22 protein-coding genes are annotated in these 22,128 nt (G+C 37.2%); 9 read left to right on the forward strand and 13 right to left on the reverse strand.

The window, feature by feature from the left end:
* Window positions 1–8 precede the first annotated feature (8 nt).
* Window positions 9–350 (reverse strand): DoxX family protein, encoded by a 342-nt coding sequence (locus ACFOW1_RS14030; RefSeq protein WP_379015106.1) that lies wholly within the window; start codon window positions 348–350, stop codon window positions 9–11.
* Window positions 351–707: 357 nt separating this feature from the next.
* Here ACFOW1_RS14030 and ACFOW1_RS14035 point away from each other — a divergent pair, with 357 nt between their 5' ends.
* Window positions 708–2,075 (forward strand): DUF6600 domain-containing protein, encoded by a 1,368-nt coding sequence (locus tag ACFOW1_RS14035; protein WP_379015108.1) that lies wholly within the window; start codon window positions 708–710, stop codon window positions 2,073–2,075.
* A gap of 556 nt (window positions 2,076–2,631) precedes the next feature.
* Complete coding sequence (locus ACFOW1_RS14040; RefSeq protein ID WP_379015110.1) at window positions 2,632–3,243, forward strand: matrixin family metalloprotease; 612 nt, start codon at window positions 2,632–2,634, stop codon at window positions 3,241–3,243.
* Between the two features lie 48 nt (window positions 3,244–3,291).
* Here the strand turns inward: ACFOW1_RS14040 and mtgA are convergent, their stop codons facing one another.
* The 3 genes from mtgA to ACFOW1_RS14055 form a co-directional block, all read right to left on the reverse strand.
* Complete coding sequence (mtgA, locus tag ACFOW1_RS14045) at window positions 3,292–4,020, reverse strand: monofunctional biosynthetic peptidoglycan transglycosylase (RefSeq protein WP_379015111.1); 729 nt, start codon at window positions 4,018–4,020, stop codon at window positions 3,292–3,294.
* 61 nt (window positions 4,021–4,081) lie between these two features.
* Window positions 4,082–4,639, reverse strand: a complete 558-nt coding sequence (locus tag ACFOW1_RS14050; protein WP_379015112.1) for a hypothetical protein — start codon at window positions 4,637–4,639, stop codon at window positions 4,082–4,084.
* Window positions 4,640–4,718: 79 nt separating this feature from the next.
* A complete protein-coding gene (locus ACFOW1_RS14055; protein WP_379015113.1) occupies window positions 4,719–5,363 on the reverse strand; it encodes a LysE family translocator in 645 nt (214 codons plus the stop codon).
* Between the two features lie 226 nt (window positions 5,364–5,589).
* Between ACFOW1_RS14055 and ACFOW1_RS14060 the strand changes: the two genes are divergently transcribed.
* Window positions 5,590–6,189 (forward strand): NifU family protein, encoded by a 600-nt coding sequence (locus ACFOW1_RS14060; RefSeq protein WP_379015114.1) that lies wholly within the window; start codon window positions 5,590–5,592, stop codon window positions 6,187–6,189.
* A gap of 120 nt (window positions 6,190–6,309) precedes the next feature.
* Here ACFOW1_RS14060 and ACFOW1_RS14065 read toward each other — a convergent pair whose 3' ends face one another.
* The 3 genes from ACFOW1_RS14065 to ACFOW1_RS14075 form a co-directional block, all read right to left on the reverse strand.
* On the reverse strand, window positions 6,310–7,815 hold the full coding sequence (locus ACFOW1_RS14065) for a S41 family peptidase (RefSeq protein WP_379015116.1): 1,506 nt from the start codon (window positions 7,813–7,815) through the stop codon (window positions 6,310–6,312).
* A 38-nt stretch (window positions 7,816–7,853) separates the two neighbouring features.
* A complete protein-coding gene (thiL, locus tag ACFOW1_RS14070; RefSeq protein ID WP_379015117.1) occupies window positions 7,854–8,891 on the reverse strand; it encodes a thiamine-phosphate kinase in 1,038 nt (345 codons plus the stop codon).
* A gap of 142 nt (window positions 8,892–9,033) precedes the next feature.
* Window positions 9,034–9,813, reverse strand: a complete 780-nt coding sequence (locus ACFOW1_RS14075) for an inositol monophosphatase family protein (protein ID WP_379015118.1) — start codon at window positions 9,811–9,813, stop codon at window positions 9,034–9,036.
* A gap of 164 nt (window positions 9,814–9,977) precedes the next feature.
* Here ACFOW1_RS14075 and ACFOW1_RS14080 point away from each other — a divergent pair, with 164 nt between their 5' ends.
* Window positions 9,978–11,921, forward strand: coding sequence for a glycosyltransferase family 2 protein (locus tag ACFOW1_RS14080; protein ID WP_379015119.1), 1,944 nt, complete (start codon window positions 9,978–9,980; stop codon window positions 11,919–11,921).
* Window positions 11,922–12,022: 101 nt separating this feature from the next.
* Window positions 12,023–13,561, forward strand: coding sequence for a GH3 family domain-containing protein (locus ACFOW1_RS14085; RefSeq protein WP_379015120.1), 1,539 nt, complete (start codon window positions 12,023–12,025; stop codon window positions 13,559–13,561).
* A gap of 44 nt (window positions 13,562–13,605) precedes the next feature.
* Here the strand turns inward: ACFOW1_RS14085 and ACFOW1_RS14090 are convergent, their stop codons facing one another.
* From ACFOW1_RS14090 to ACFOW1_RS14105, 4 genes are all read right to left on the reverse strand, one after another.
* Window positions 13,606–14,199 carry a carboxymuconolactone decarboxylase family protein gene (locus ACFOW1_RS14090; protein ID WP_379015121.1) on the reverse strand — a complete coding sequence of 198 codons (594 nt, stop codon included), beginning with the start codon at window positions 14,197–14,199 and terminating at the stop codon, window positions 13,606–13,608.
* Between the two features lie 81 nt (window positions 14,200–14,280).
* Window positions 14,281–14,841 (reverse strand): peroxiredoxin, encoded by a 561-nt coding sequence (locus tag ACFOW1_RS14095; RefSeq protein WP_379015122.1) that lies wholly within the window; start codon window positions 14,839–14,841, stop codon window positions 14,281–14,283.
* Window positions 14,842–15,071: 230 nt separating this feature from the next.
* Window positions 15,072–16,265 carry a carbamoyl phosphate synthase preATP-grasp domain-containing protein gene (locus tag ACFOW1_RS14100; protein WP_379015123.1) on the reverse strand — a complete coding sequence of 398 codons (1,194 nt, stop codon included), beginning with the start codon at window positions 16,263–16,265 and terminating at the stop codon, window positions 15,072–15,074.
* Between the two features lie 172 nt (window positions 16,266–16,437).
* Window positions 16,438–17,982 (reverse strand): YifB family Mg chelatase-like AAA ATPase, encoded by a 1,545-nt coding sequence (locus ACFOW1_RS14105; RefSeq protein ID WP_379015124.1) that lies wholly within the window; start codon window positions 17,980–17,982, stop codon window positions 16,438–16,440.
* Between the two features lie 107 nt (window positions 17,983–18,089).
* Here ACFOW1_RS14105 and ACFOW1_RS14110 point away from each other — a divergent pair, with 107 nt between their 5' ends.
* Both ACFOW1_RS14110 and ACFOW1_RS14115 read left to right on the forward strand, forming a co-directional pair.
* Window positions 18,090–18,491, forward strand: coding sequence for a c-type cytochrome (locus tag ACFOW1_RS14110; protein WP_379015125.1), 402 nt, complete (start codon window positions 18,090–18,092; stop codon window positions 18,489–18,491).
* 3 nt (window positions 18,492–18,494) lie between these two features.
* Window positions 18,495–18,890 (forward strand): c-type cytochrome, encoded by a 396-nt coding sequence (locus ACFOW1_RS14115; protein ID WP_379015126.1) that lies wholly within the window; start codon window positions 18,495–18,497, stop codon window positions 18,888–18,890.
* A gap of 82 nt (window positions 18,891–18,972) precedes the next feature.
* On the opposite strand, the gene ACFOW1_RS14120 is transcribed toward ACFOW1_RS14115, so the two are convergent.
* A complete protein-coding gene (locus tag ACFOW1_RS14120) occupies window positions 18,973–19,851 on the reverse strand; it encodes a cupin-like domain-containing protein (RefSeq protein ID WP_379015127.1) in 879 nt (292 codons plus the stop codon).
* Window positions 19,852–19,966: 115 nt separating this feature from the next.
* On the opposite strand from ACFOW1_RS14120, the gene ACFOW1_RS14125 reads away from it, so the two are divergent.
* Complete coding sequence (locus tag ACFOW1_RS14125; RefSeq protein ID WP_379015129.1) at window positions 19,967–20,581, forward strand: L-threonylcarbamoyladenylate synthase; 615 nt, start codon at window positions 19,967–19,969, stop codon at window positions 20,579–20,581.
* A gap of 75 nt (window positions 20,582–20,656) precedes the next feature.
* Window positions 20,657–21,517, forward strand: coding sequence for a hypothetical protein (locus ACFOW1_RS14130; RefSeq protein ID WP_379015130.1), 861 nt, complete (start codon window positions 20,657–20,659; stop codon window positions 21,515–21,517).
* A 7-nt stretch (window positions 21,518–21,524) separates the two neighbouring features.
* Here ACFOW1_RS14130 and ACFOW1_RS14135 read toward each other — a convergent pair whose 3' ends face one another.
* Window positions 21,525–22,124: a ribonuclease HII gene (locus ACFOW1_RS14135; RefSeq protein ID WP_379015131.1), complete on the reverse strand. Its 600-nt coding sequence runs from the start codon at window positions 22,122–22,124 to the stop codon at window positions 21,525–21,527.
* Window positions 22,125–22,128 lie beyond the last annotated feature (4 nt).

Genomic DNA, 22,128 nt, shown 5'->3' on the forward strand with positions numbered 1-22,128 from the left:
ACAATCCGCTAAATTTTATTGGTTTTGGTAAACCCGTAAGCCCACCAAATAAGTAACATTTGTAGCGGTAATCTTACAATGGTAAGCCAAGCATAAGGTTGCTGTGTATGAAGAAAGTTTAGCATCATTTGTACGTTTGCAGGAAACACTGCAAGCAACAATAAAATAATACCCCAAGCAGAACCCCGTCTTGTGCGTATTGGTAACAGTAGCCCGCCTAGTAATACTTCAAAAACACCGCTAAGTAGCACTAATATTTCGTGATAGCCAAGCCAAGCGGGCATCATTGTGAGGTAGATGGTTTTGTGCCAAAAATGATTAACTCCTGCCAATATATATAATATCGACATGCTATAAAGTGATAATTGTCGCACAAATATATTTTTATTTCAAAGCTAGTGAAATTGTGGTCCTATACTGTTTGATACCAAAAAAGCCCCCAAATCATAGCATTAAACAGCTACAATAATTAAGTATAATAAAGTCTATGTAACTATTTGCCTTAGCAAGTGACGATTATTTTTGTAGATTTGACAAACGCATGCTTTACAGAATAAACTAGCTAAAGTACTTATTTATACATGTTTCTAGTTTTAAATACTCCGTCTATACATGCTAATACAAAGTATTAACATTTCGTTTTACAGTATGGCATGAGATTTTCGTCAGTATTTGTAAATATGTTTTATCGACCTAAACGTTACATCATGAAAACCCTATTCAAAATAGCAGTTACTTCGCTTGTCATTGCTACTAGCGCTACATCCTGCTATGTATCACAGACTACTAGCGCACCACGTCCTGTTTACCAAGAACCTCAGCAAGAAGCTGATGAGATTTCTTTTTCTACTTTTTATACTGAATTATCGCCTTATGGTCGCTGGATAGATTACCCGCAATATGGTCGTGTATGGATAGCCAACCAACCTGGTTTTGTGCCTTATCAAACAGATGGTCATTGGACCTATACCGCTTATGGCTGGACATGGGTATCGGATTATAACTGGGGCTGGGCACCGTTCCATTATGGTCGCTGGAGTTACGATAACTTTTATGGCTGGCTATGGATACCTGGCTACGAGTGGGCACCTGCATGGGTAAGCTGGCGTAGTGGTGGTGGCTACTATGGTTGGGCGCCGCTATCACCAGGCATCAGTATTGGTGTAGAAATTGGCTTTAATACAATACCACAGCACTACTGGTGTTTTGTACCTAACCAATATATGGGTAGTAATAACATTCGCAACTATTATGCAGTTCGGAATAATAATGTAACCATTATTAACAATACCACAATTATTAATACAACCAACCAATATCGTGGTGCAAGATACTGGCAAGGACCAGATAGGAACGATGTAGAACGCTATACAGGTAGGTCAATACAGCCATATGAGTTGCACGATGCGAACAAACCAGGTCAGCAAGTAAGTAATAATAACATCAATGTGTACCGTCCAAGAATTAGACAAAATGATATGGAAAAAGGCACACCAAGTTTTATTGACAACAAACCAAGACCAGGTCAGTTGCCTACTACTGCTGCGCCTAATAGAGATATGCCTAGCAATGACAACAATCCTAATAATACTGCGCCACCAAGTAGACAATACACACCTCCTGCCAATACACCTGCCTTACCTGAAAGGCCAAGACCATCTGTCCCACAGCAGCAACCGCAGCAGCCTGCAGATAACGTAAGGCTGCCACAGGTACCACAAAACCCTGATAATAGACCGATGCCTAGTAGACCACAGTATACACCACCTACTAACACACCTGCCGTTCCAGAAAGGCCAAGACCATCTATGCCACAGCAATCCCAGCAGCCTGTAGATAACCCGAGGCTGCCACAGGTACCACAAAATAGAGATAATAGACCGATGCCTAGTAGGCCGCAGTATACACCACCTACTTATACACCCGTTGTGCCACAAAGACCCAGGCCATTAGTACCACAACAACAACCACAGCAGCCAGTAGAACTTCCAAAGCCAATGCGAGTACCGCAAACACCCAATAATAAGCCACCACAACAACGTCCTCAGAGCGTAAAAAAGCCACAGGATAATTAATATAAAGCCCAAAACCTTTCAAACGGTTTGGGGCTTTTGTATTAATATTCTTTAACAGCGGTAGGACTTTTAAATATCACCAGTTGCCTTGCACAATTATATCCTTTGTTTGCTATTCAGTTTTATTAAAGCGTAGGTATTGTAAGCTGAAAAACAATAGCAGTTATCCGCTACATTATTATAAGGCACAAAGCAATCTTAATGGAATTAATAGCGACTGCTTTGCATTTTTACAGTAACAGTTTAGTCGCGTTAACTAACCTTTTTTGCACTGTTTTACTCTCTGTTGCTATACAAAACAGCAAGTTTTAAATGGCAGAAACTAAGCGATAACAATTTTGTGCGCTACAAAAAAAATTTCCTAGCTAGGAAAAAAAATTAGCATGGTAGGAAAGCATCATTTCCTAGCTAGGAAAAAAAATTGCCTAGCTAGGAAATTTCTAGGGTGTAATTTGCTGTGGGTTGTTCGGTGTTGTTGGTATCTTAGCTTACCGTCTATCTGCCCAACTTATCAACAACGGCAGAAAAATACCTTTATCGAAATTCTTTATTTATAATGGCAAAGCAATGTTTGGCAACAATGGTATTATTGTTATTAATAAGCACCTATTCTGCTTGTAATGCGCCTTTACCAGCACCAAAGCCAAGCCTGCCACTAGTTATTGATGTGCAGCCATTGGGTAGTATATCTACAAGTCTAGTACAAAAAATGTTAGATACTTTGCGCAAACATTATCAACATATTCAAGTATTGCCAGCTCAGCCTTTACCAAAACACGCGTTTTATCCTGCAAGGCAGCGCTTCAGGGCAGATAGCTTAATAGTATTTCTGCAACAAAATACACCTGCCAATCACGCAACTATTGGCATTACCAATGTTGACATTAGCACCAGCAAAGGCAATATTACAGATTGGGGTGTCATGGGCTTAGGCTTTTGTCCAGGTAAAGCTTGTATTACTAGTAGTTATAGGCTTAATAAAATAGCTATAGCATCTCAACTCTTTAAAGTAGCTATTCACGAACTTGGCCATACACAAGGCCTAAAGCATTGTAGTGTAAGTTATTGTTTTATGCAAGATGCCAAAGGAGGCAACCCTACCAATCTAGAAACAGACTTTTGCCCTAGTTGTAAAGCAACACTTATCGCAAAAGGATGGGTGTTTTAACAACTAATGACACGTTACTTGCAATTAAGTCCATCAAAATCCTAGCGTTTATTTAATAATTGCCTGAATATCTACATCGTCTTCTATATTGTGCATTTCGCGAAGAATTTGTGGGTAGCGCCATGCCACACGCACACTAGTAGGTTTTACAGAAAAACGTTTTGGGTTTGGCAAACAGGCAATAATCATGGCGGCCTCTTGGCGACTTAGTTGTTGAGCCGATTTACCAAAATATTGCTGCGCAGCAGCCTCAATACCAAAAATACCTGGCCCCATTTCTATGGTATTTAAATACACTTCTAATATGCGCTTTTTGCCCCAAATCAATTCTATCAATAAGGTGAAATAAGCTTCTGGCACTTTGCGCACATATTTTAATACACCGCCACCGCCAAAAAGAAATACATTTTTCGCTGTTTGCTGTGTAATGGTACTCGCTGCTGCGCCGAGTGCTAGTTTCTTTTTTTTGCCTTTTCTAGGCTTAAAGCTTTTTTCTATTGCATCTAAATCAAAGCCGTTATGGTCGGGGAAAGTTTGGTCTTCACTAGCAATGGCTGCAAGCTTTACATTGTACGAAATCTTATCCCAGCTAACATAATCACGCTTTAAGCCATAACTAAAGCCATTGGTAATTTGTGTGATGGTAATAGGCGGCATTACCCAACGGCAAATGATTAAATACAATAAAGACGACACAAACATGACAAGTAATATGCGCTTGGTAAAGCGCCAAATACGTTTGCCCAAAGATGGTTTTGAAGTTGCTTTTTTTGCCATAATACTTTGTTGCTACGAATTACGGTGAAATGCCTGACACTTGCTACAGCATCGCTATATTCTAGGGCTTAACAATATGATTTGAGCTATAAAGCTGGTACTTCTTGCCAAGAATATAGGTGTCTTTATGGGCGCGGTGTAGTAAGGTACCTAGTGCAAAAATGCCCGCAGCAATGCCCAATCGCGTACTATTTTCAACAGAAAAAACCGGTTCGTTTTTACCGATACCGTTGATGACATTTAAGCCAATATAGCCTGCACTACCTATTTGCAGCAACGTGCCATTGGTAAGAAACGATAGACCGTCTGCCGTTTTTGGTAGCGCATAAATTTCGTTAAGATGAATTTTAAACAAGCCAAAACGTACCGTATCTATAGTAGGTAAGCCAAAGTAATTGGCTATTTGCCGTATAGCCATTTGGTCTATAAATAAACTATCTTCCTTAATTCGTTTAATGCGTCCTTCAATCCATTGTTTATTGCTTAGCTGAAAGCGTATATAGCTTGTAGGAAAATATGTTTGAATGGTTTGATTGTGCTTACGCAATATTACAAAACCTTGCTGTGCGTTAACGTGTAGGTAAGTGGTGATAAACAATAGCAAAATCAGTTGCCTCATAACACAGTAGTAATGCTAACTTTTGAAATATAAATTAGCACAACATGAAGATAACGATATGCAATTAGTACATAGGTATTTATTTGTTAAAAAACAGTTGCCTTACAATTAAAAATAAACCAAAAATTACCATTAACGCACCTACAATTTGGTTGATAAGATGGAGGTTTTTCTGCGTGAGCTTAGGCTTTAAAATGCCCGCTAGTTTTACTTTTAAAATATCCGTACAAAGTACGGTAAGTAAGCAGGTGCCGTATACAATAAAGCGATATCTGCGCGGATAAGTTTCATTAGCAGCGTCTGCTATAATAGTAGTGCTCCAAGCAAACCAAAATAAAAATATACCTGGGTTTAAAATATTGATAATATAGCCAGAGGCAAAAATGCCCGCCAAATCTCTTTTGCGTAGCACTTTGGCTTCTAAAGTAGGATCTTCGTGTGGCTCTTTTTTAAAAAAATAACTGTAAATGCCTAACCCTATTAAAAAACAGCCACCGATGAGTGCAATCATTTTTTGGTGGCTTAAAGCTTCTTGAAAAAAACTACCAAAGAAATTGCAAATAACTACAACGCTTATGTCGCTCAAAGAAATACCTGCAATAAAAGCATACCCAGCTTTGTGACCATTATTAATACTTTGCTTAATAATAGCAAAGATGATTGGACCCACTGAAACGCCCAATAAAATACCCAAAATAATTCCCTTAATAAAGCCTGCCAGCATGCACTCAATTTATAGTGGCTAAAGATAGTACAACCATTTAATGCAGGTGATTAGTTGGTAATAAAATATCATAATCCTACTAAATGATGCACATTTATTAGGACAATTACTACCTAAAATCGCCTTTCGATTAACGAAAATTAAGGCTGTTGGCACAATTAGTACCTGTATTTAGCCCATTTCGTAAATGGCATTTGTTACTTTTGTGTTAGTTAAATATTTAGTTATGATTAAGACAGGTAATCCCATCATCAGTATATATACAGAGATGACGCCCAATCCAGAAACAATGAAGTTTGTGGCTAATAAGTTATTGTATCCTGGTAAAAGTATTGATTTTGCTGATGAAAGCTTAGCTGGTCCTTCACCTTTAGCAAAAGAACTATTTAGTTTTCCTTTTATAAGAAGTGTATTTATTGCGAGTAATTTTATTACCCTTACCAAAACCTCTGATACAGAAGATTGGCAAGATGTAATACCTACCATCAAACAATTTTTAAAAGATTACTTGGAAAATGGTGGTGTAGTGGTAAACGATGACGAGGTAGCTAAAACCAAGCAAGAAGCCAGCAATACCGTTAGTGCAGACGATGACGATATTGTAAAACGTGTAAAAGAATTACTAGAAAACTATGTAAAACCAGCTGTGGAAATGGATGGCGGCGCTATACAGTTTAAAAGCTATAACGATGGTGTCGTAAATTTAATGTTGCAAGGTAGCTGCAGCGGTTGCCCTTCTAGTATGATTACTTTAAAAGCTGGTATTGAAGGTATGATGAAACGCATGATACCAGAAGTAAAAGAAGTAGTAGCCGAGGCAGAATAAACGAATTTGTTGTGATGGTTGAATATTGAAAGCATCTCATATTATAGAGATGCTTTTTTTATAAAATTAACTGTAACGCGGTAAACCTTAAAACTATTAGCAAGCCTTACAAATTACTGCTTATGAATGTTTCTTAAGAAGAAGCGCTTTCACAGTATCTATTTTTACATCTTTGCCTTGCTTGATGGCATTACTGTTTGGTAGCACAAGTATGTCTGGTAAAACGCCTCTACCATCTTGGTGTCTATTGCTATCAATCACCAATCTATATAATGGTAATATGATACGTAATTTGCTATTAGGCAAAATTACCGTAGGCAAAAACATGGCTGTATTACCATAATAACCACCGCCACTTTCTTCGCCAACAATGGTAACATTCTGCTGACCTTTTAAGTTGCTAGTAAATAGTGTTGCTGCCGAAAAGCTTAAACCACCCTGCAACAAATAAATATTGCCATTAAAATGATATTTTATTGCTGGCCGAGATATTTTTCTTTCCTCTATTTGTTTATGATACCTGCCGTCGGCTTTCTTTTTGCTAAAAAGGTGCATCGGTAGCCATAAAAAGTAAGACTGTGGTATGTATTTTTTATAATGAATATTATTGGTTATGGCTGCAACCGTATCACCAGTTTTAAAAGGCTTGTCTATAAAATACTTAGTTAAAAAAGTACTGTTTTCAAGCTTACCCCCGGTATTGTCGCGCACATCTATAATGATGTTTTTAACGCCACTTAGTGTAATGCTTTTCATACTTTTTCTAAAAAAAGGTTTTAGTCTATCGCTAAAAGTGCCTACATGTAACAAAGCTGTACTATTGGTAGTATCTATAGTTAAAGAGCGCTTAGCAAATAATTGTGCTTGCCTTTGTTGATGCTTACTTGGCTGCTTTGCACTTGGTGTTGTGGTTACTGCTTTTTTTAGGGACGTATCCTTTGTAGTAGTTACTTTTCTCGTGGGCCAAAAGTTTTTAACCGTTACTGTTTTAGCTTCCCCTTTTTCATTGATATAATCTACCCGATACGTACTATCTACACCAAAAGCGAGCTTGTACCAATTAGGAAAATTGCTACTAATTACCTGACTTTTAAAACCGTTACTATTACCATCTGTGCTTATGAGTGGAAACATGTTAGCCATCAATTGATGCGTATTTCTGCCATTGATGGCTGTAATAATGGTACCGCGTTTAAATGTTGAATCTCTCGGGAAAAAACTACCCAAAACCACCATACTATCGCCCCATGTTTTTATAGATAGTGGAAAACACGGATACCGATGTTGTTCTATTGCCTTACTATAGTTGGCTGAGAATCTAACCGAAGTGTGCCCACATTTTATTTGGCTAATTATTGTGGCAACTTTGTTTCTAAAAGCCACTTCGTCAAGTGAGTCGGTAATGGCATTAATAGCAGCAGAAAATGCCGCATCTATGGTGTCTTTTGGTGTGTACCAATACAAGCTTGGATGATTGGCTTCTAGTATTTTTTTCAGCAGCACGACATCTCGTTGGAGTTGCGGTGCTGCTGTTTTTTGGTTAAATTGATAATGCTTTATTTTAGATGATGTGCAAGCTGTAAATACACAAGCGAAAGCGATGATACTTACTAAACGTTGCTGCATACGAATATTGAGAATATAATAATTTACAAAGCCAATAGCTACTTTACAAAAGCGTTCCAGCCTTGTGCGGTAATAGGATGCGTATTGCCACCTTTCGTTTGAAATTTACAACCTTCTTCAATATCTGTCATGTATCCAATTACAGCTATCTCTTCATTTAACGTTATTTTATCATAATCTTCTTGTTTCAAGGTAAATATCAGTTCGTAATCTTCACCACCACTAAGCGCACAAACCGTAGGGTCTAAACCAAACTTAAAAGCTGCTTTACGCGCCGCATCATGTATGGGCAATTTTTCTTCGTAAATATTACAGCCAAGATTACTTTGTCTACATAGGTGTAAAATTTCGCTGCTTACACCGTCGCTTACATCCATCATAGAGGTTGGTACAATATCATTTGCAGCAAAAAATTCGATGATGTCTTTTCTTGCTTCTGGCTTCAATAATCTACCTACTATATAATCTTCACCTTCTAGGTCTGGTTGTATTTGTGGGTTTTCTAGATAAATTCTCTTTTCTCTTTCCATCAGTGTTAAGCCCAAAAAGGCACCACCTACATCACCGCTTACGCAAATTAAATCGCCTTTTTGTGCAGTGCTGCGTTTCACAAATTTGTCTGGCGCTACTTCACCAATGGCTGTTACAGAAATGATAAAACCTTTTTGTGAAGAAGAGGTATCGCCACCAATTAAGTCTACACCATGTTTTTCGCAAGCCACATAAATACCTTCGTAAAATTCATCTAAAGCTTCTACACTAAAACGGTTACTAAATGCTACGCTTACCGTAATTTGAGTAGGTGTGGCATTCATGGCGTAAATATCACTTAGGTTTACCATCACACTTTTGTAGCCAAGGTGCTTTAAAGGTGTGTACATCAAATCGAAGTGAATACCTTCTATTAATAAATCGGTAGTAATGACTGTTTGCTTACCAAAATGATCAATTACAGCCGCATCGTCGCCAACGCTTAAAACAGTTGATGCATTATGTGTTTCAAAGTTTTTGGTAAGATGCTCTATTAGGCCAAATTCGCCCAAACTGCTTATTTCAGTTCTAGTATTTTCTGACATAAATTTAATTTTTCTTATGCAAAAAAGAAACGTCTTTTTACACTTCTATTTTTGCTGAATAACGATATGAATGTACAAGTGAGTGACACAACCAAAGCTTCATAGTACTACAAAAGCTGGTTACATCACAAATTAACTTATATTATAAATTGCCCCCGTTCACTACCATATGTAAATCAGTGTGAATGTGACCATTGGTAGCTATAATGCCTGGCTGATACGGGTTATAATGATTGCCTTTTAAATCGGTAACTTTACCACCGGCTTCTTCTACAATTAAAAAGCCCGCTGCGCTATCCCACGCTTGTAGTTTGTGCTCGTAAAAACCATCGAAACGGCCACAAGCCACCCAGCATAAATCGATAGCAGCACTACCTAGCCGTCTTATAGGAATGCCATTCCGAATGAGTTTTTCAAACACTTGCAAAGGACCATTTGGCTCATCTAAATAAGTATATGGAAAGCCTGTAACCAAGCAACTTTCAGCTAGTTTTTCTTTTTTGCTTACATTAATTATTTTATCGTTGAGCGTTGCGCCAAAACCACGTTGTGCAAAAAAGAATTCGCCGATAAAAGGATTGTATACGGCGCCCATTTCCATTACGCCATCTTTTTCAAGCCCAATACTTACACAGCAAATAGGAATGCCATTGGCAAAATTTACGGTGCCGTCAATTGGGTCAATAATCCATTTATAATCGCTGTTTTGCGCCAGCGAACCAGCTTCTTCACTTAAAATATAATGGTCTGGATAATTGGCTTTGATGGTAGCAAAAATCGCTTCTTCGCTTTTAAAATCAGCTTCGGTAACTAAATTGTTGATGCCTTCTTTGTTAGAGATGGTAAATTGCTTATCAAAATAGTCTTTCATTACTGCAGCACCTGCCTGTGTTGCATCTAGTAAGGTTTGCTTTAAACTCATGCTGCAAAAATAACCCTTGCATAGGTTGTATTTTAAAATGATTTGCGCATATTTGGAAACTGGGCGTTAAAAATCGTACTTCGCAGTCGTAAGAGGATAGGTTGTAGGTAATTGGTGATGGATATTTCTCCAAAAATCACGAATGATAAATCACAAATTGATTGATGCTTGTTTCCATAATTATTGTTAATTACAACGTAAAATATTTTCTAGAACAATGCCTCAACTCGGTATTAAGAGCTACCGAAACCATTGAGGCAGAAATATTTGTGGTAGATAATAATTCTACCGATGGCAGCCTGCCCTATTTAGAGTCAAAATTTCCTACCGTTCATTTTATAGCCAACGCCCATAACGAAGGCTTTGCTAAGGCCAATAACAAAGCTTTACAATATTGCAATGGCGATTATATTCTATATCTTAACCCAGATACGATTATTAGCGAAAATTGCATTCAGCGGTGCGTACAGTTTTTTGAAACCAATGCTGATTGTGGTGGTGTGGGTATCAGAATGATTGATGGTAGTGGCAATTTTTTACCAGAAAGTAAACGGGCTTTCCCTTCGCCAAGAGCGTCCTTTTTTAAGCTAGCGGGGTTGGCAAAATTGTTTCCACAATCCAAACTATTTAACCAATATGCGCTAGGTCATTTAGACGAATATAAAAACCACGAAGTAGATGTATTAGCAGGGGCGTTTTTAATGAGTCGCCGCTCTATTCTGGAAGCCTTTAAAGGTTTTGACGAGATTTTTTTTATGTATGGTGAAGATATAGATCTAAGCTATCGTATTCAAAAAGCAGGCTATAAAAACTACTATCTGTCTGATGTAAGCATCATTCATTTTAAAGGCGAGAGTTTAAAAAAAGGGAGTAGTAACCACGTGAAAATGTTTTACGGCGCTATGAGCATATTTGTGTTGAAACACTTTGGTAAAAGCAAAGGCGCATTATTTGCCAATGGTATACGCATGGCTATTTTGTTAAGAGCGATGATTGCTTTCCTAAAAAGGGGTTTTAAAAAAATAGGCTTACAAATTTTAGATGCCATAACTATTATGGCTTCGCTGTTTTTGATAGAAAAATGTTGGATACATTTTCAGCGGGACGGGCAGCCATTTCCACAAGCTTCTGAGCCCTTTTTTATTATCATTTTTGCTATTATTTACCTTATCGCCGCAGCATTATCTGGCATGTATGACAAATTGTACAAACCCACAAAAGCTATTTGGGCAAGTTTTATAGGCATTGTAGTAATGATTGCTTCTTACTCACTTTTGCCAGAAAGGGAACGTTTTTCTAGAGGCGTTATCATTATTGGTGGTTTGCTTGCAGGCGCATTGGTTACAGCTTCTAGATGGGTTTTTGTGAAACTTGGTTTTATAGAAAAGCAAAGAGACGATAGTACCATTAAGCAAACCGTTATAGTAGGTAGCATTGAAGAGTTTAATGGCGTTGCAGATATTTTTAAAAAAGCGGGTTTAGAAGAGCGCATTGTGGGCAGAGTTGCTATTGGCAATGATACAAACGCAGCGATTGGTAATTTACATCAACTGTACTTGTTAATTATATCCATGCAAATAGAAGAAGTGGTGTTTTGCGAAGGCACATTAACTTACTACCAAATAATACAAACTATTCAAACGCTGCCGCACCATATTAGTTATCGTTTTATAGGTAAAAATACAAGCAGCATAGTAGGCAGCGATAGCAATGCTACAACAGGTGAAACCTTTACTGCTGAAGGTTTTTATCAAATTAACCAGCCTTATCACAAACGCATGAAAAGATTAGTGGATGTATACGTCTCGCTAATAATATTAATTGGCTTTCCAGTGCATTTAGTATTGCTAAAAAATAATTCACAAGTTTTTAAAGATGCAATTAGTGTTTTAATTAATAAGAAATCTTGGGTAGGCTATTGTACCCATCCGTTACATCTGCCATTAATAAAAGGTGGTATAGTTTCTTGCTATGGCCTACGAACAAAAGCAAAACATCCTTTAAATCAAGATGCTTTACAAAAACTAGATACTTTATATGCTAAAAATTACGATTTCTGGCAAGATGTGCGCTTGCTTCTGAGAAATTATAAAAATTTGAGCGCTTGATTTGTCAATTGTGGTATTATTAAAACGCATGACTAAGATTATCTTTGCAACAATTTGTTTAGTTTCGTTAAAAGCATCACCATAACCCCTATTTGCTTAAGATGGCTATTATCGACATTACGTTTCCTGCAAAAATTCTACGTGTGCTTGGCTTACCCGAAAGCAGCCCTAGGCGTACGCAATTAAAAGTACTAAAGAAATTGTTGCGGAAGGCTAGATTCACAGAGTTTGGTCAGCAGTATCGCTTTGATGAAATTCTACTTAGTAAACATCCCGGCAAAAAGTTTCAAGAACTTGTACCTACTTACAACTATAATAAAATTTATAAAGACTGGTGGCATAAAACCCTTGAAGGCGTGCCTGATGTATGCTGGCCGGGTAAAATAAAATTTTATGCTTTATCCTCTGGCACATCTGAAGCCGCAAGTAAATACATACCTGTTACCAACGACTTGTTGCGAGGCAATAAAGTAACCATGTATAAGCAATTATTTAGCTTGCGTAATTATGAAGACATTCCGGTAAAATCTATTGGTAAAGGTTGGCTAACACTTGGTGGCAGTACCGAACTACAATGGGATTCTGTGGGTTTTTATGCGGGCGACTTAAGTGGTATTACACAAAAAAAATCGCCTATTTGGTTTCAGGCATTTTACAAACCGGGCAAAAAAATTGCAAAGCAAAAAGACTGGAACAAGAAACTTGCAGATATAGTAGAAAAGGCTCCACAATGGGATATAGGTTTTATAGCAGGTGTACCAGCTTGGGTATTAATGTGCATGGAAATGATTATTAAGCGCTACAACCTTAATACCATTCACGATATATGGCCAAACCTTGCTTTTTATGTACACGGTGGTGTGCATTTTGAACCTTACAAGCAAAGCTTTGATAAAGTATTAGCAAAGCCATTAACATATATTGATACTTATTTAGCAAGCGAAGGTTTTTTGGCTTATCAAAATGAGCAAAATGCTTGCAGCATGAAGTTAAATATTGGCGAACACATCTTTTTTGAGTTTGTACCATTTGATGAAAAAAACTTTGATAGCGATGGCGAAATGGTAGACGAACCTGAAACACTGATGATTCATGAAGTAGAAGAGGGTAAAGATTATGCTTTATTAATAAGCACTTCTGCAGGTTCTTGGCGTTACTTAATTGGTGATACCGTAAAATTTACTAATACGGACAAATGCGAAATTGTCATCACAGGTAGAACCAAACATTATTTAAGTTTAGTAGGTGAACATTTAAGTGTAGATAATATGAACAAAGCGATTCAGCTTGTAAGTGAAGAGCTACATATTTCTATACCAGAATTTACTGTTACAGGTGTACCACATGGCAATTTTTTTGCCCACCATTGGTATTTGGCTTGTAACGATAATGTGAATTCAGAACAATTGCGCTATTTAATAGATGAAAAATTGAAGGAATTAAATGATGATTATGCCGTAGAACGTAAAAGCGCATTAAAGGATGTATTTCTAGATATTCTTTCCGAAGAAGACTTCTTGACATTTATGCGTATAAAAGGCAAAATGGGTGGTCAGCACAAATTTCCTCGCGTATTGAAAGGGAAAATGCTTCAAGATTGGCAAACATTTTTAGAGCAAACAAAAAAGCCTGTTAATTAAACAGGCTTGTGTATAGATATAAATTGTGATGAACTTAAAGCGAATTAGGCTAGCACAGTAATTAAGCCTTTAATAATAGCGGCTAATTTAACAGCTTCAAATACCCTGCTCTCTGAACTTCCATGTTGTAACACAGATTGCTCATGCGAAGTCACACACATTTCGCAACCATTTACAGATGATACAGCCAAACTAACCAACTCAAAAAATTCTTTACCTAAAACTGGGTTCATCATAATGCTCATTTTGATACCAGCAGGTTGGTTGCTATAGAAATCTTTCTTAATAAAATGGCGAAAACGGTAGAAAATATTGTTGGTATTCATTAAAGCAGTGCAGGCAATAATTTCTGAAATCTCAGCGTCGGTGGAGCCAGCTTCTTTAGCTAAAGTGGTAAACGCCTCTTTTAGTAAATCGTATTTTTCATTAACGGCAATTGACAATGCTAACAACAAACTTTCTTTTCTTGAAAGGTATTGTGCGTAGCTTAGCACATTGCTAACGTTAATTTTCAAGTCTTTAATAAATCTTGCTTCTGTGTTTAGCAATACTTGCGCATTAGCAGAAGGTGTGTAGTTTGGTATGTTTAACTCGTTTAATAAGTTTACAAATGTTTCGTTTTGAATAGCTATGCTCATAATTTTTATTGTTTGGGATTAAAAAAGGACATCTTATCATTGATAGAAAAGATGTCCTATAAGTTAATGAACTCCGATTGATTAGTTCATGTTCAACTCTTGAGTCAATGTTTTTTGATCGTTTGTCCAATTGCAAGGGCAAAGTTCATCTGTTTGTAAAGCATCTAATACACGCAATACTTCTTGAACGTTACGGCCTACATTAAGGTCGTACACGCTTACCCAACGTACAATACCTTGAGGATCGATGATGAAAGTAGCACGGTAAGCTATTTTTTCTTCTGCATCTAAAATACCTAATTCTTCAGCCAACGATTTTGAAGTATCTGCTAGCATTGGGAATTTTAAATCACGTAAGTCATTGTGGTCTCTTCTCCATGCTGCGTGTACAAATTCGCTATCGGTAGATGCACCAATTAACACTGCATCACGGTCAGAAAAATCGCTTGCTTTTTTATTAAACTCGGCAATTTCTGTAGGGCATACAAAAGTGAAGTCTTTTGGCCACCAAAACATAACTGTCCATTTACCGCTTGTTTCGTTGGTTAGTTCTACGAATTCTTTACCTTTTTCGATAGATACAACTGCTTTTTTCTTAAACTGTGGAAAAGTGTTTCCAATAGATAATACACGATTACTCATAATATGTGTTTTTTAAATGTTTACTTGCTTGGTTCAAGTGGCATTTATGCAATCGCTGAAAATCGTGCAAATGTGAGGGATTTTGTCAACAGCTTTAATTGATATTATCTATAAAACAATAGCTTTAAACTATGGCGCTACTTATGACTGCTTTTGTAGTAATAAAAAAAGCCACAAAGCGATGAAATGTGCTTTGTGGCTCTTATTATATTAGCCTTTGCAGTAAGATATTATTTACTCAAGTTCATACTTCTTTCTTTGTACAAAGTTCTAAAGTATGGGTCACGAAGGTCTTTAATAAAACGAATCGCTTCACCAGTACTCTTCATTTCTGGTCCTAATTCTTTGTTTACACCAGGAAATTTTTCAAAACTAAATACCGGCTCTTTTATAGCATAGCCTTCTAGTTTCTTTTCCATTGTGAAATCTGTAAGCTTGTGCGCTCCTAACATTACTTTGGTAGCAATATTTAAGTAAGGTATACCGTAGGCTTTCGCAATAAACGGCGTGGTACGCGAAGCACGTGGATTGGCTTCAATTACATACACTTTATCGTTTTTAATGGCAAATTGTATGTTAATTAACCCTTTAATATTCAATGCTCTTGCAATTTTTTCACTATAATATTCCATGGTGGTAATGACCAGCGGTGTCAAATTAAAGGCAGGTAAAACGGCGTTACTATCGCCACTATGAATGCCTGCTGGTTCAATGTGTTCCATTACACCCATTACATGGAAGTTTTCACCATCAAAAATGGCATCCACTTCTGCTTCTTGGCATCTATCTAAGAAATGGTCAATTAAAATTTTATTATCAGGTATGTGTTTTAAAATACTGATGCAAGCTTTTTCTACTTCTTCATCATTAATTACAATACGCATACGCTGACCACCTAATACATAGCTTGGACGAACCAACACTGGGTAACCTACTTTATTAGCAACTTCAATAGCTTCCTCTGCTGTATAAGCCGTACCATAATCTGGGTAAGGAATATCTAGTTCTTTCAGCAAGTCGCTAAAACGACCTCTATCTTCAGCAATATCCATACTATCGAAGCTAGTACCAATAATTTTAATGCCACGGTTGTGTAGGCGTTTTGCCAATTTCAAAGCCGTTTGGCCACCCAACTGCACAATAATACCTTCAGGTTTCTCTAATTCGATTATTTCCCACAAGTGTTCCCAAAACACTGGTTCAAAGTATAATTTGTCGGCAATATCAAAGTCAGTAGAAACAGTTTCGGGATTACAGTTTACCATAATTGCCTCGTAACCGCACTCTTTTATTGCTAATAAGCCGTGCACGCAACAATAGTCAAACTCAATACCTTGACCAATTCTATTAGGTCCACTGCCTAAAACGATGATTTTTTTCTTTGAAGACGAAACGGATTCGTTGGAATTAAGTGTACTGCTCATTTTTAAGAAATTGTGCAAATGTAACGGTACGGAAGTTTTGTTCAATTTATTTTTTACCGAAAATGCTTTTACTTCAATAGTTATAACTCTAAAAATCAGTATGCAAGGGGCTTGTAGCTGTCTTTCATGCTGTAATTTTTTAAAAAAATGACTGTAAAAAATGAGTCTAATCCTAGCCCGCCCAACCTTCTCTATCCAAACTTCTATAATGGATGGCTTCAGCTAGATGCTCAGGTTTAATATTTTCAGATGCTGCTAGGTCTGCAATGGTGCGGCTCACTTTTAAAATGCGGTCGTAGGCTCTTGCACTCAGGTTAAGGCGTTCCATGGCACGTTTTAGCAACGCCTCGCCTACAGGTTCTATTCTACAAACTTCTCGTAGTTGTTTACTCGTCATTTGTGCGTTGGCATAAATACCATCTTGCCCATCGTAGCGCTTAGCTTGTATGTCTCTTGCTGCAATCACCCGTTCACGAATACGCGATGAATCTTCACCTTTACTCACTTTGCTCAATTCACTAAACGCCACAGGCGTTACTTCTACATGTAAATCAATTCTATCGAGCAATGGTCCAGAAATTTTATTTAAATATTTTTGAACTGCACCCGGTGGGCAAGTACAAGCTTTATCAGGATGGTTATAAAAACCACAAGGGCAAGGGTTCATGCTTGCTATTAACATAAAATTTGCAGGAAAATCCAACGCAACCTTGGCTCTCGAAATAGTTACTTTGCGTTCTTCCATAGGTTGACGCATTACTTCTAGCACTGTTCTTTTAAATTCTGGTAATTCATCTAAAAACAATACACCATTATGCGCCAATGATATTTCACCTGGTTGTGGCACACCACCACCACCTACTAATGCCGCATCAGAAACCGTATGGTGCGGGCTTCTAAAAGGTCGTTTATTAATAAGCGACGCATTTTCTGGCAATTTGCCTGCAACACTGTGAATCTTGGTCGTTTCTAAAGCTTCTTGCAAACTGAGTGGCGGCAAAATGGTTGGCAAGCGCTTGGCGAGCATGGTTTTACCTGCACCCGGCGGACCAATTAAAATTGCATTATGGCCACCGGCAGCTGCTATTTCTAAAGCACGTTTGATATTTTCCTGACCCTTGACATCGTTAAAATCAAAATCGAATTCGTATTGATTACTGAAAAATTCTTCTCTGGTATTTACATCAACAGGTGTTAACGATTGTTCATCTTTGAAAAAACCCACTACCTCGCATAAATGTTCTACACCATATACTTTTAAATTATTTACCATGCCTGCTTCCCGGGCATTTTGCTTGGGTAAAATCAAACCTTTATAACCTTCTCGCCTTGCTTGTATGGCTATTGGCAATGCGCCTTTTATGGGTTGAATGGTACCGTCCAAACTTAGTTCGCCCATCATTACATAATCCTTCAAGCGCTCTGGATCATTTATTTGGCCGCTTGCTCCTAAAATGCCAATAGCAATTGGTAAATCGAAGGAGGAGCCACGTTTGGTAATATCTGCTGGTGCCATATTTACTACCAATTTAGTGCGAGGCATCTCGAATTGGTTGGTTTTAATAGCACTTTCTATGCGCTGTAAACTTTCTTTTACAGCATTGTCAGGTAGGCCTACAATAAAATATTTTAAGTCGCCACCACCAATATTTACTTCAATTGTTATAGCAATAGCATCTACCCCATTCACTGCGCTACCAAAGGTTTTTACCAACATAATGCTTTGTATTAAAATGATATTTAGCAAGCAAAACACATTAAACGGTTACTTGCTTAAATTCTACATACTGCTAACTTTGGGGTTAGAAATGGTACAATATGCAAATGAAATATTTATTGATTTTGATTGTGTTATTGGGATTACTATCCTGTGCCGAAAATAAGCAACCTTCAGATTCTAACAATATAAAAAATGAAGATATAGCGAAAGATAGCAAATATCAAGCTGGTAGAAGCTTGTATATTACCAATTGCGCCACTTGTCATAATCTACGTTATGAGTTAACTGGACCCGCATTACAAAATGTAGAACAACGCTGGAAAGATAAAGCCTTGCTATATGCTTTCATAAAAAACTCGCAAGCTGTGATTGCCAAAGATGCTTACGCGAAAGACTTGTACAACCGCTACAACAAGGTAGAAATGACGCAGTTTACATGGCTTAAAAACGAAGAGATAGATCAGTTATTACACTATATTGCTATAGCTAGTAATAAAAAAGATTAACGAATGAAATGGCTAACTGCAATATTGATTATTGTTTTTGTTGCGCTTGGTTGCAAACAAAAAAATAATGCCATTTCAACCGATACTATTTCTGAAAAAGATTCTGCTATAATTATTAATTATATAGCTGGTAAAAAGTTGTTTGAGAGCAATTGTTCAGTTTGCCACCCTTTGAATAAACATGTGAATCCACAAATATTAATTGGTATCGAAGACCGCTGGAAAGACAAAGACTTATTGTACGAGTTTATTAGAAATTCACAAGCGGTAATAGCTAAAGATGCTTACGCGAAAATTATGTATAAAGAATACAATAAAACAGCAATGCCTAGTTTTCCAAACTTAACTGATAAGCAAATAGAACAAATGCTGTTGTATGTAAAAATTACGCTTCGGTAAAAGCCCAAAAGTGAACAAAGCGATGCAGTGTGCGACGCAATCACAGCCAAATACTAGTCCCAAAGCTGGTGACAAAAATTTTCTACAACAACACTCTTTTTGCTTGTTCTGCAATTTTTTTCTGTTTCCAATTGTACCAAGATATGGGTGCGGTTTTCTTTAATACGGTATCAATGGTGCGCATGCCAAACAAATTCCATGCACCATGCAGCTTGCCACCAATATTGTTTTGTAGAGCCCGCAAGCTCATGGCAAAACCGCTGTCTAAATACTCCATATGGTGCCAATAGCCTGCGGGCATAAATAATGTATCACCATGTTCTAACATTATATCGTAGCCCTTTGCTAATTGGAGGGCAGGAAATTTTTGGTAATCAATTTTGCTATGAGTGGCATCGTAATAATTGCTAAAATCTACCAAGCTTAGCACTTCAAATGGCTTGCGATACAGCTTATGTTGCTCTTCAAAAGGAAATAGCAGCACCCGTTTTCTACCCATAAATTGTGTGTGTAATATATGGCTGAGATCGATATCAAAATGCATGTGTGTGATAGATGTTTGCCCACCGGTAAAAAGCATAGGATATTTTTTTACGAAGCCAGTCATTAAATGGTCGGGCCAGGTAAAGTCTTCTATCAATTGGGGGGCGTGGTCAAAAATATTGAACAGAAAAATACGCCAACCAGCAGGCCCCGCTTTTATCATATCAATATATTCGCCAAATGTTTTATAATCGTCTGCAGTATTAATAGGCGTAAAAGCGTCGCTTTTCGTATTGTTATAAAGTGCTACTTGTTTATCGCCTACAAGCGTTTTAAAATAATCCCAATGCCATTTTTGGTAAGCGGGCCAGTTTTTTGCCAAGTTTTTTATGATTAAGGGCTTGCGAGGGTTATAGTAGTTGGCTTTAAAATCGGCTTCTGTGATGGTATCTACTACATCAACGTTTTGTAGAATCATAAAAGGAAATTTAAAGTACAAAAATAAACGCTTTGTTAAGAGCGAGTTGTTAATCGATTGTCGGTTTTGGGTAAAATATCTCTTCTAAGCTTTGTATAAGTTGTACCTTGCATCTATGGCATTGTTGTTACGCATACATCCAGATAACCCCAACGAACGACACATAAAAACCGTGGTGCAATGCCTGCTTGATGGCGGTATTATTATATATCCAACAGATACAATTTATGGTTTGGGCTGCGATATTTTTAACCATAAAGCTATTGAGCGCATAGCTCGGTTAAAAAATATTGATCCTGCTAAAGCGCAATTAAGTTTTGTATGTAATGACCTAAGTGACCTGAGTAAATATACTAAAAGCATAGGTACACCATTGTATAGGTTGCTAAAAAATTACCTACCAGGGCCTTACACGTTTATACTGCCTGCTAGTAAAGAAGTACCTAAAATTTTGCAGAGTAAGAAAAGTACTATTGGCTTGCGTGTGCCAGATAATAGAATCGTAAAAGCAATTACAAGCGCAACTAACCATCCGATACTATCTGCATCGCTTCCTGGCGAAATGGTAGAAGAATATACTGACCCAGAAATGATGTTTGACAATTTTGAACGTCAGGTAGATATTGTAATCGAAGGTGGTATTGGTGGTACGATCCCTTCAACTATTATAGATTGCACCCAAGAACCATATGAGCTTGTGCGTAAAGGCCTAGGTGAATGGGAGGAATAATGCGCGTTGCTGTCAAATTGTAAAAAAATTGATTTCTTGCAGCGCTTTCTGTATTTTAATGGTCAAATTTAATATATGACCAAGCAATTAATCAATATTCTTATATTTATAATAGTAATGTTATCGTTAACTGCGTGTGGTGTTCAGCGATATGTTTATTCGCCACCACCTGCCACCGTTACCTACTTTAAAGAAAAAGGTGATAATAAAATTGCTGCAGTTATTTCAACTGGTTCTAACGACGGAAATAGTAGAGGTAACACATACAATATAGGCTACGATATTCAGGCTGCTTATGCGTTAAGTAACCATTTTTTTGTTGGCGGTAGTTATTTTCATCGAAAAGAAGGTGAAAGTGCAGATGGCAATTATAATTATTTTGATACCTCTACTATCAATTACAAGCGAAATATTATAGAAGTTGGTGGTGGTTGTTTCTTGCCCTTGAATAATAGAGGAACAAGTACGTTTAATGTGTATGCTGCTTATGGGTTTGGTAGGTTTAAGTTTGATGATTATGGATTACTCAATGGATTGCCTTATGATAGGAATTTTAGTAATAAAATTTCAAAATACAGCTTACAGTTTGGTTTCAACTTTATGCCATCAGACTATTTTCATTTATCATTAACTGGCAGGTTTTCTTTTGTTCATTTCGGTACCACAAATACCAATTATACAAGCAGCGAACTATCCTACTTTAATTTAAACGACATAAGTAATAGTACAACAAGGTTTTTTGAGCCAACCATTAATACTGAGATAGGTATACCACATTGCAAGTGGATGATGTTAGATATGTCGGTAACATTTTGTACCGATAATAATTATGTGAATAAAAGAGAAGTAAATGCATCTATTGGTTTGAGTTTTAACCTTAATAGTAGGGGTAACTCGAAAAAAAGGTTTTTTAAAAAATTGAATTCTAGAAAATAATTACCAATCACAATGTTAATACCATCTGCTTTGGTATAATATTGTAACTTAAGCGGTGATACTCACATACACCATGTTGTTCTATGGCTTTGCGATGTTTAGCCGTGCCATAGCCTTTATTATTTATCCAATCGTACATCGGAAATTGTTGGTGTAAACTTTCTATGTAGGCATCTCTATAAGTTTTGGCTAAAATACTTGCTGCGGCAATATTGGCATACTTACCATCGCCTTTTATTATGCAAAGGTGTTTTGTTTTTTTGTAGGGTGTGAAACGGTTGCCATCTATTAACAACAGTTCTGGTGCAATAGAAAGTTGGTCTATGGCCAAATGCATGGCCTTAATCGAAGCCTTTAAAATATTTATCTTATCAATTTCTTGATTGGTAACCATTGCTACTGCAAAGCTTGCGGCTTCTGTTTCTATAATTTCACGAAGCGTATTTCTGTCCTTCTCTTTTACTTGTTTGCTATCGTTCAATAACGGATGGTAAAAATTGGCTGGCAAAATAACGGCTGCGGCAAATACAGGACCAGCATAACAACCTCGTCCTGCCTCGTCGCAGCCAGCTTCTACCAATATGTTCTGAAACGATGTTTCTAGCATTACA

The organism is Parasediminibacterium paludis (assembly GCF_042651445.1).
GTDB classification, from domain to species: Bacteria; Bacteroidota; Bacteroidia; order Chitinophagales; family Chitinophagaceae; genus Parasediminibacterium; species Parasediminibacterium paludis.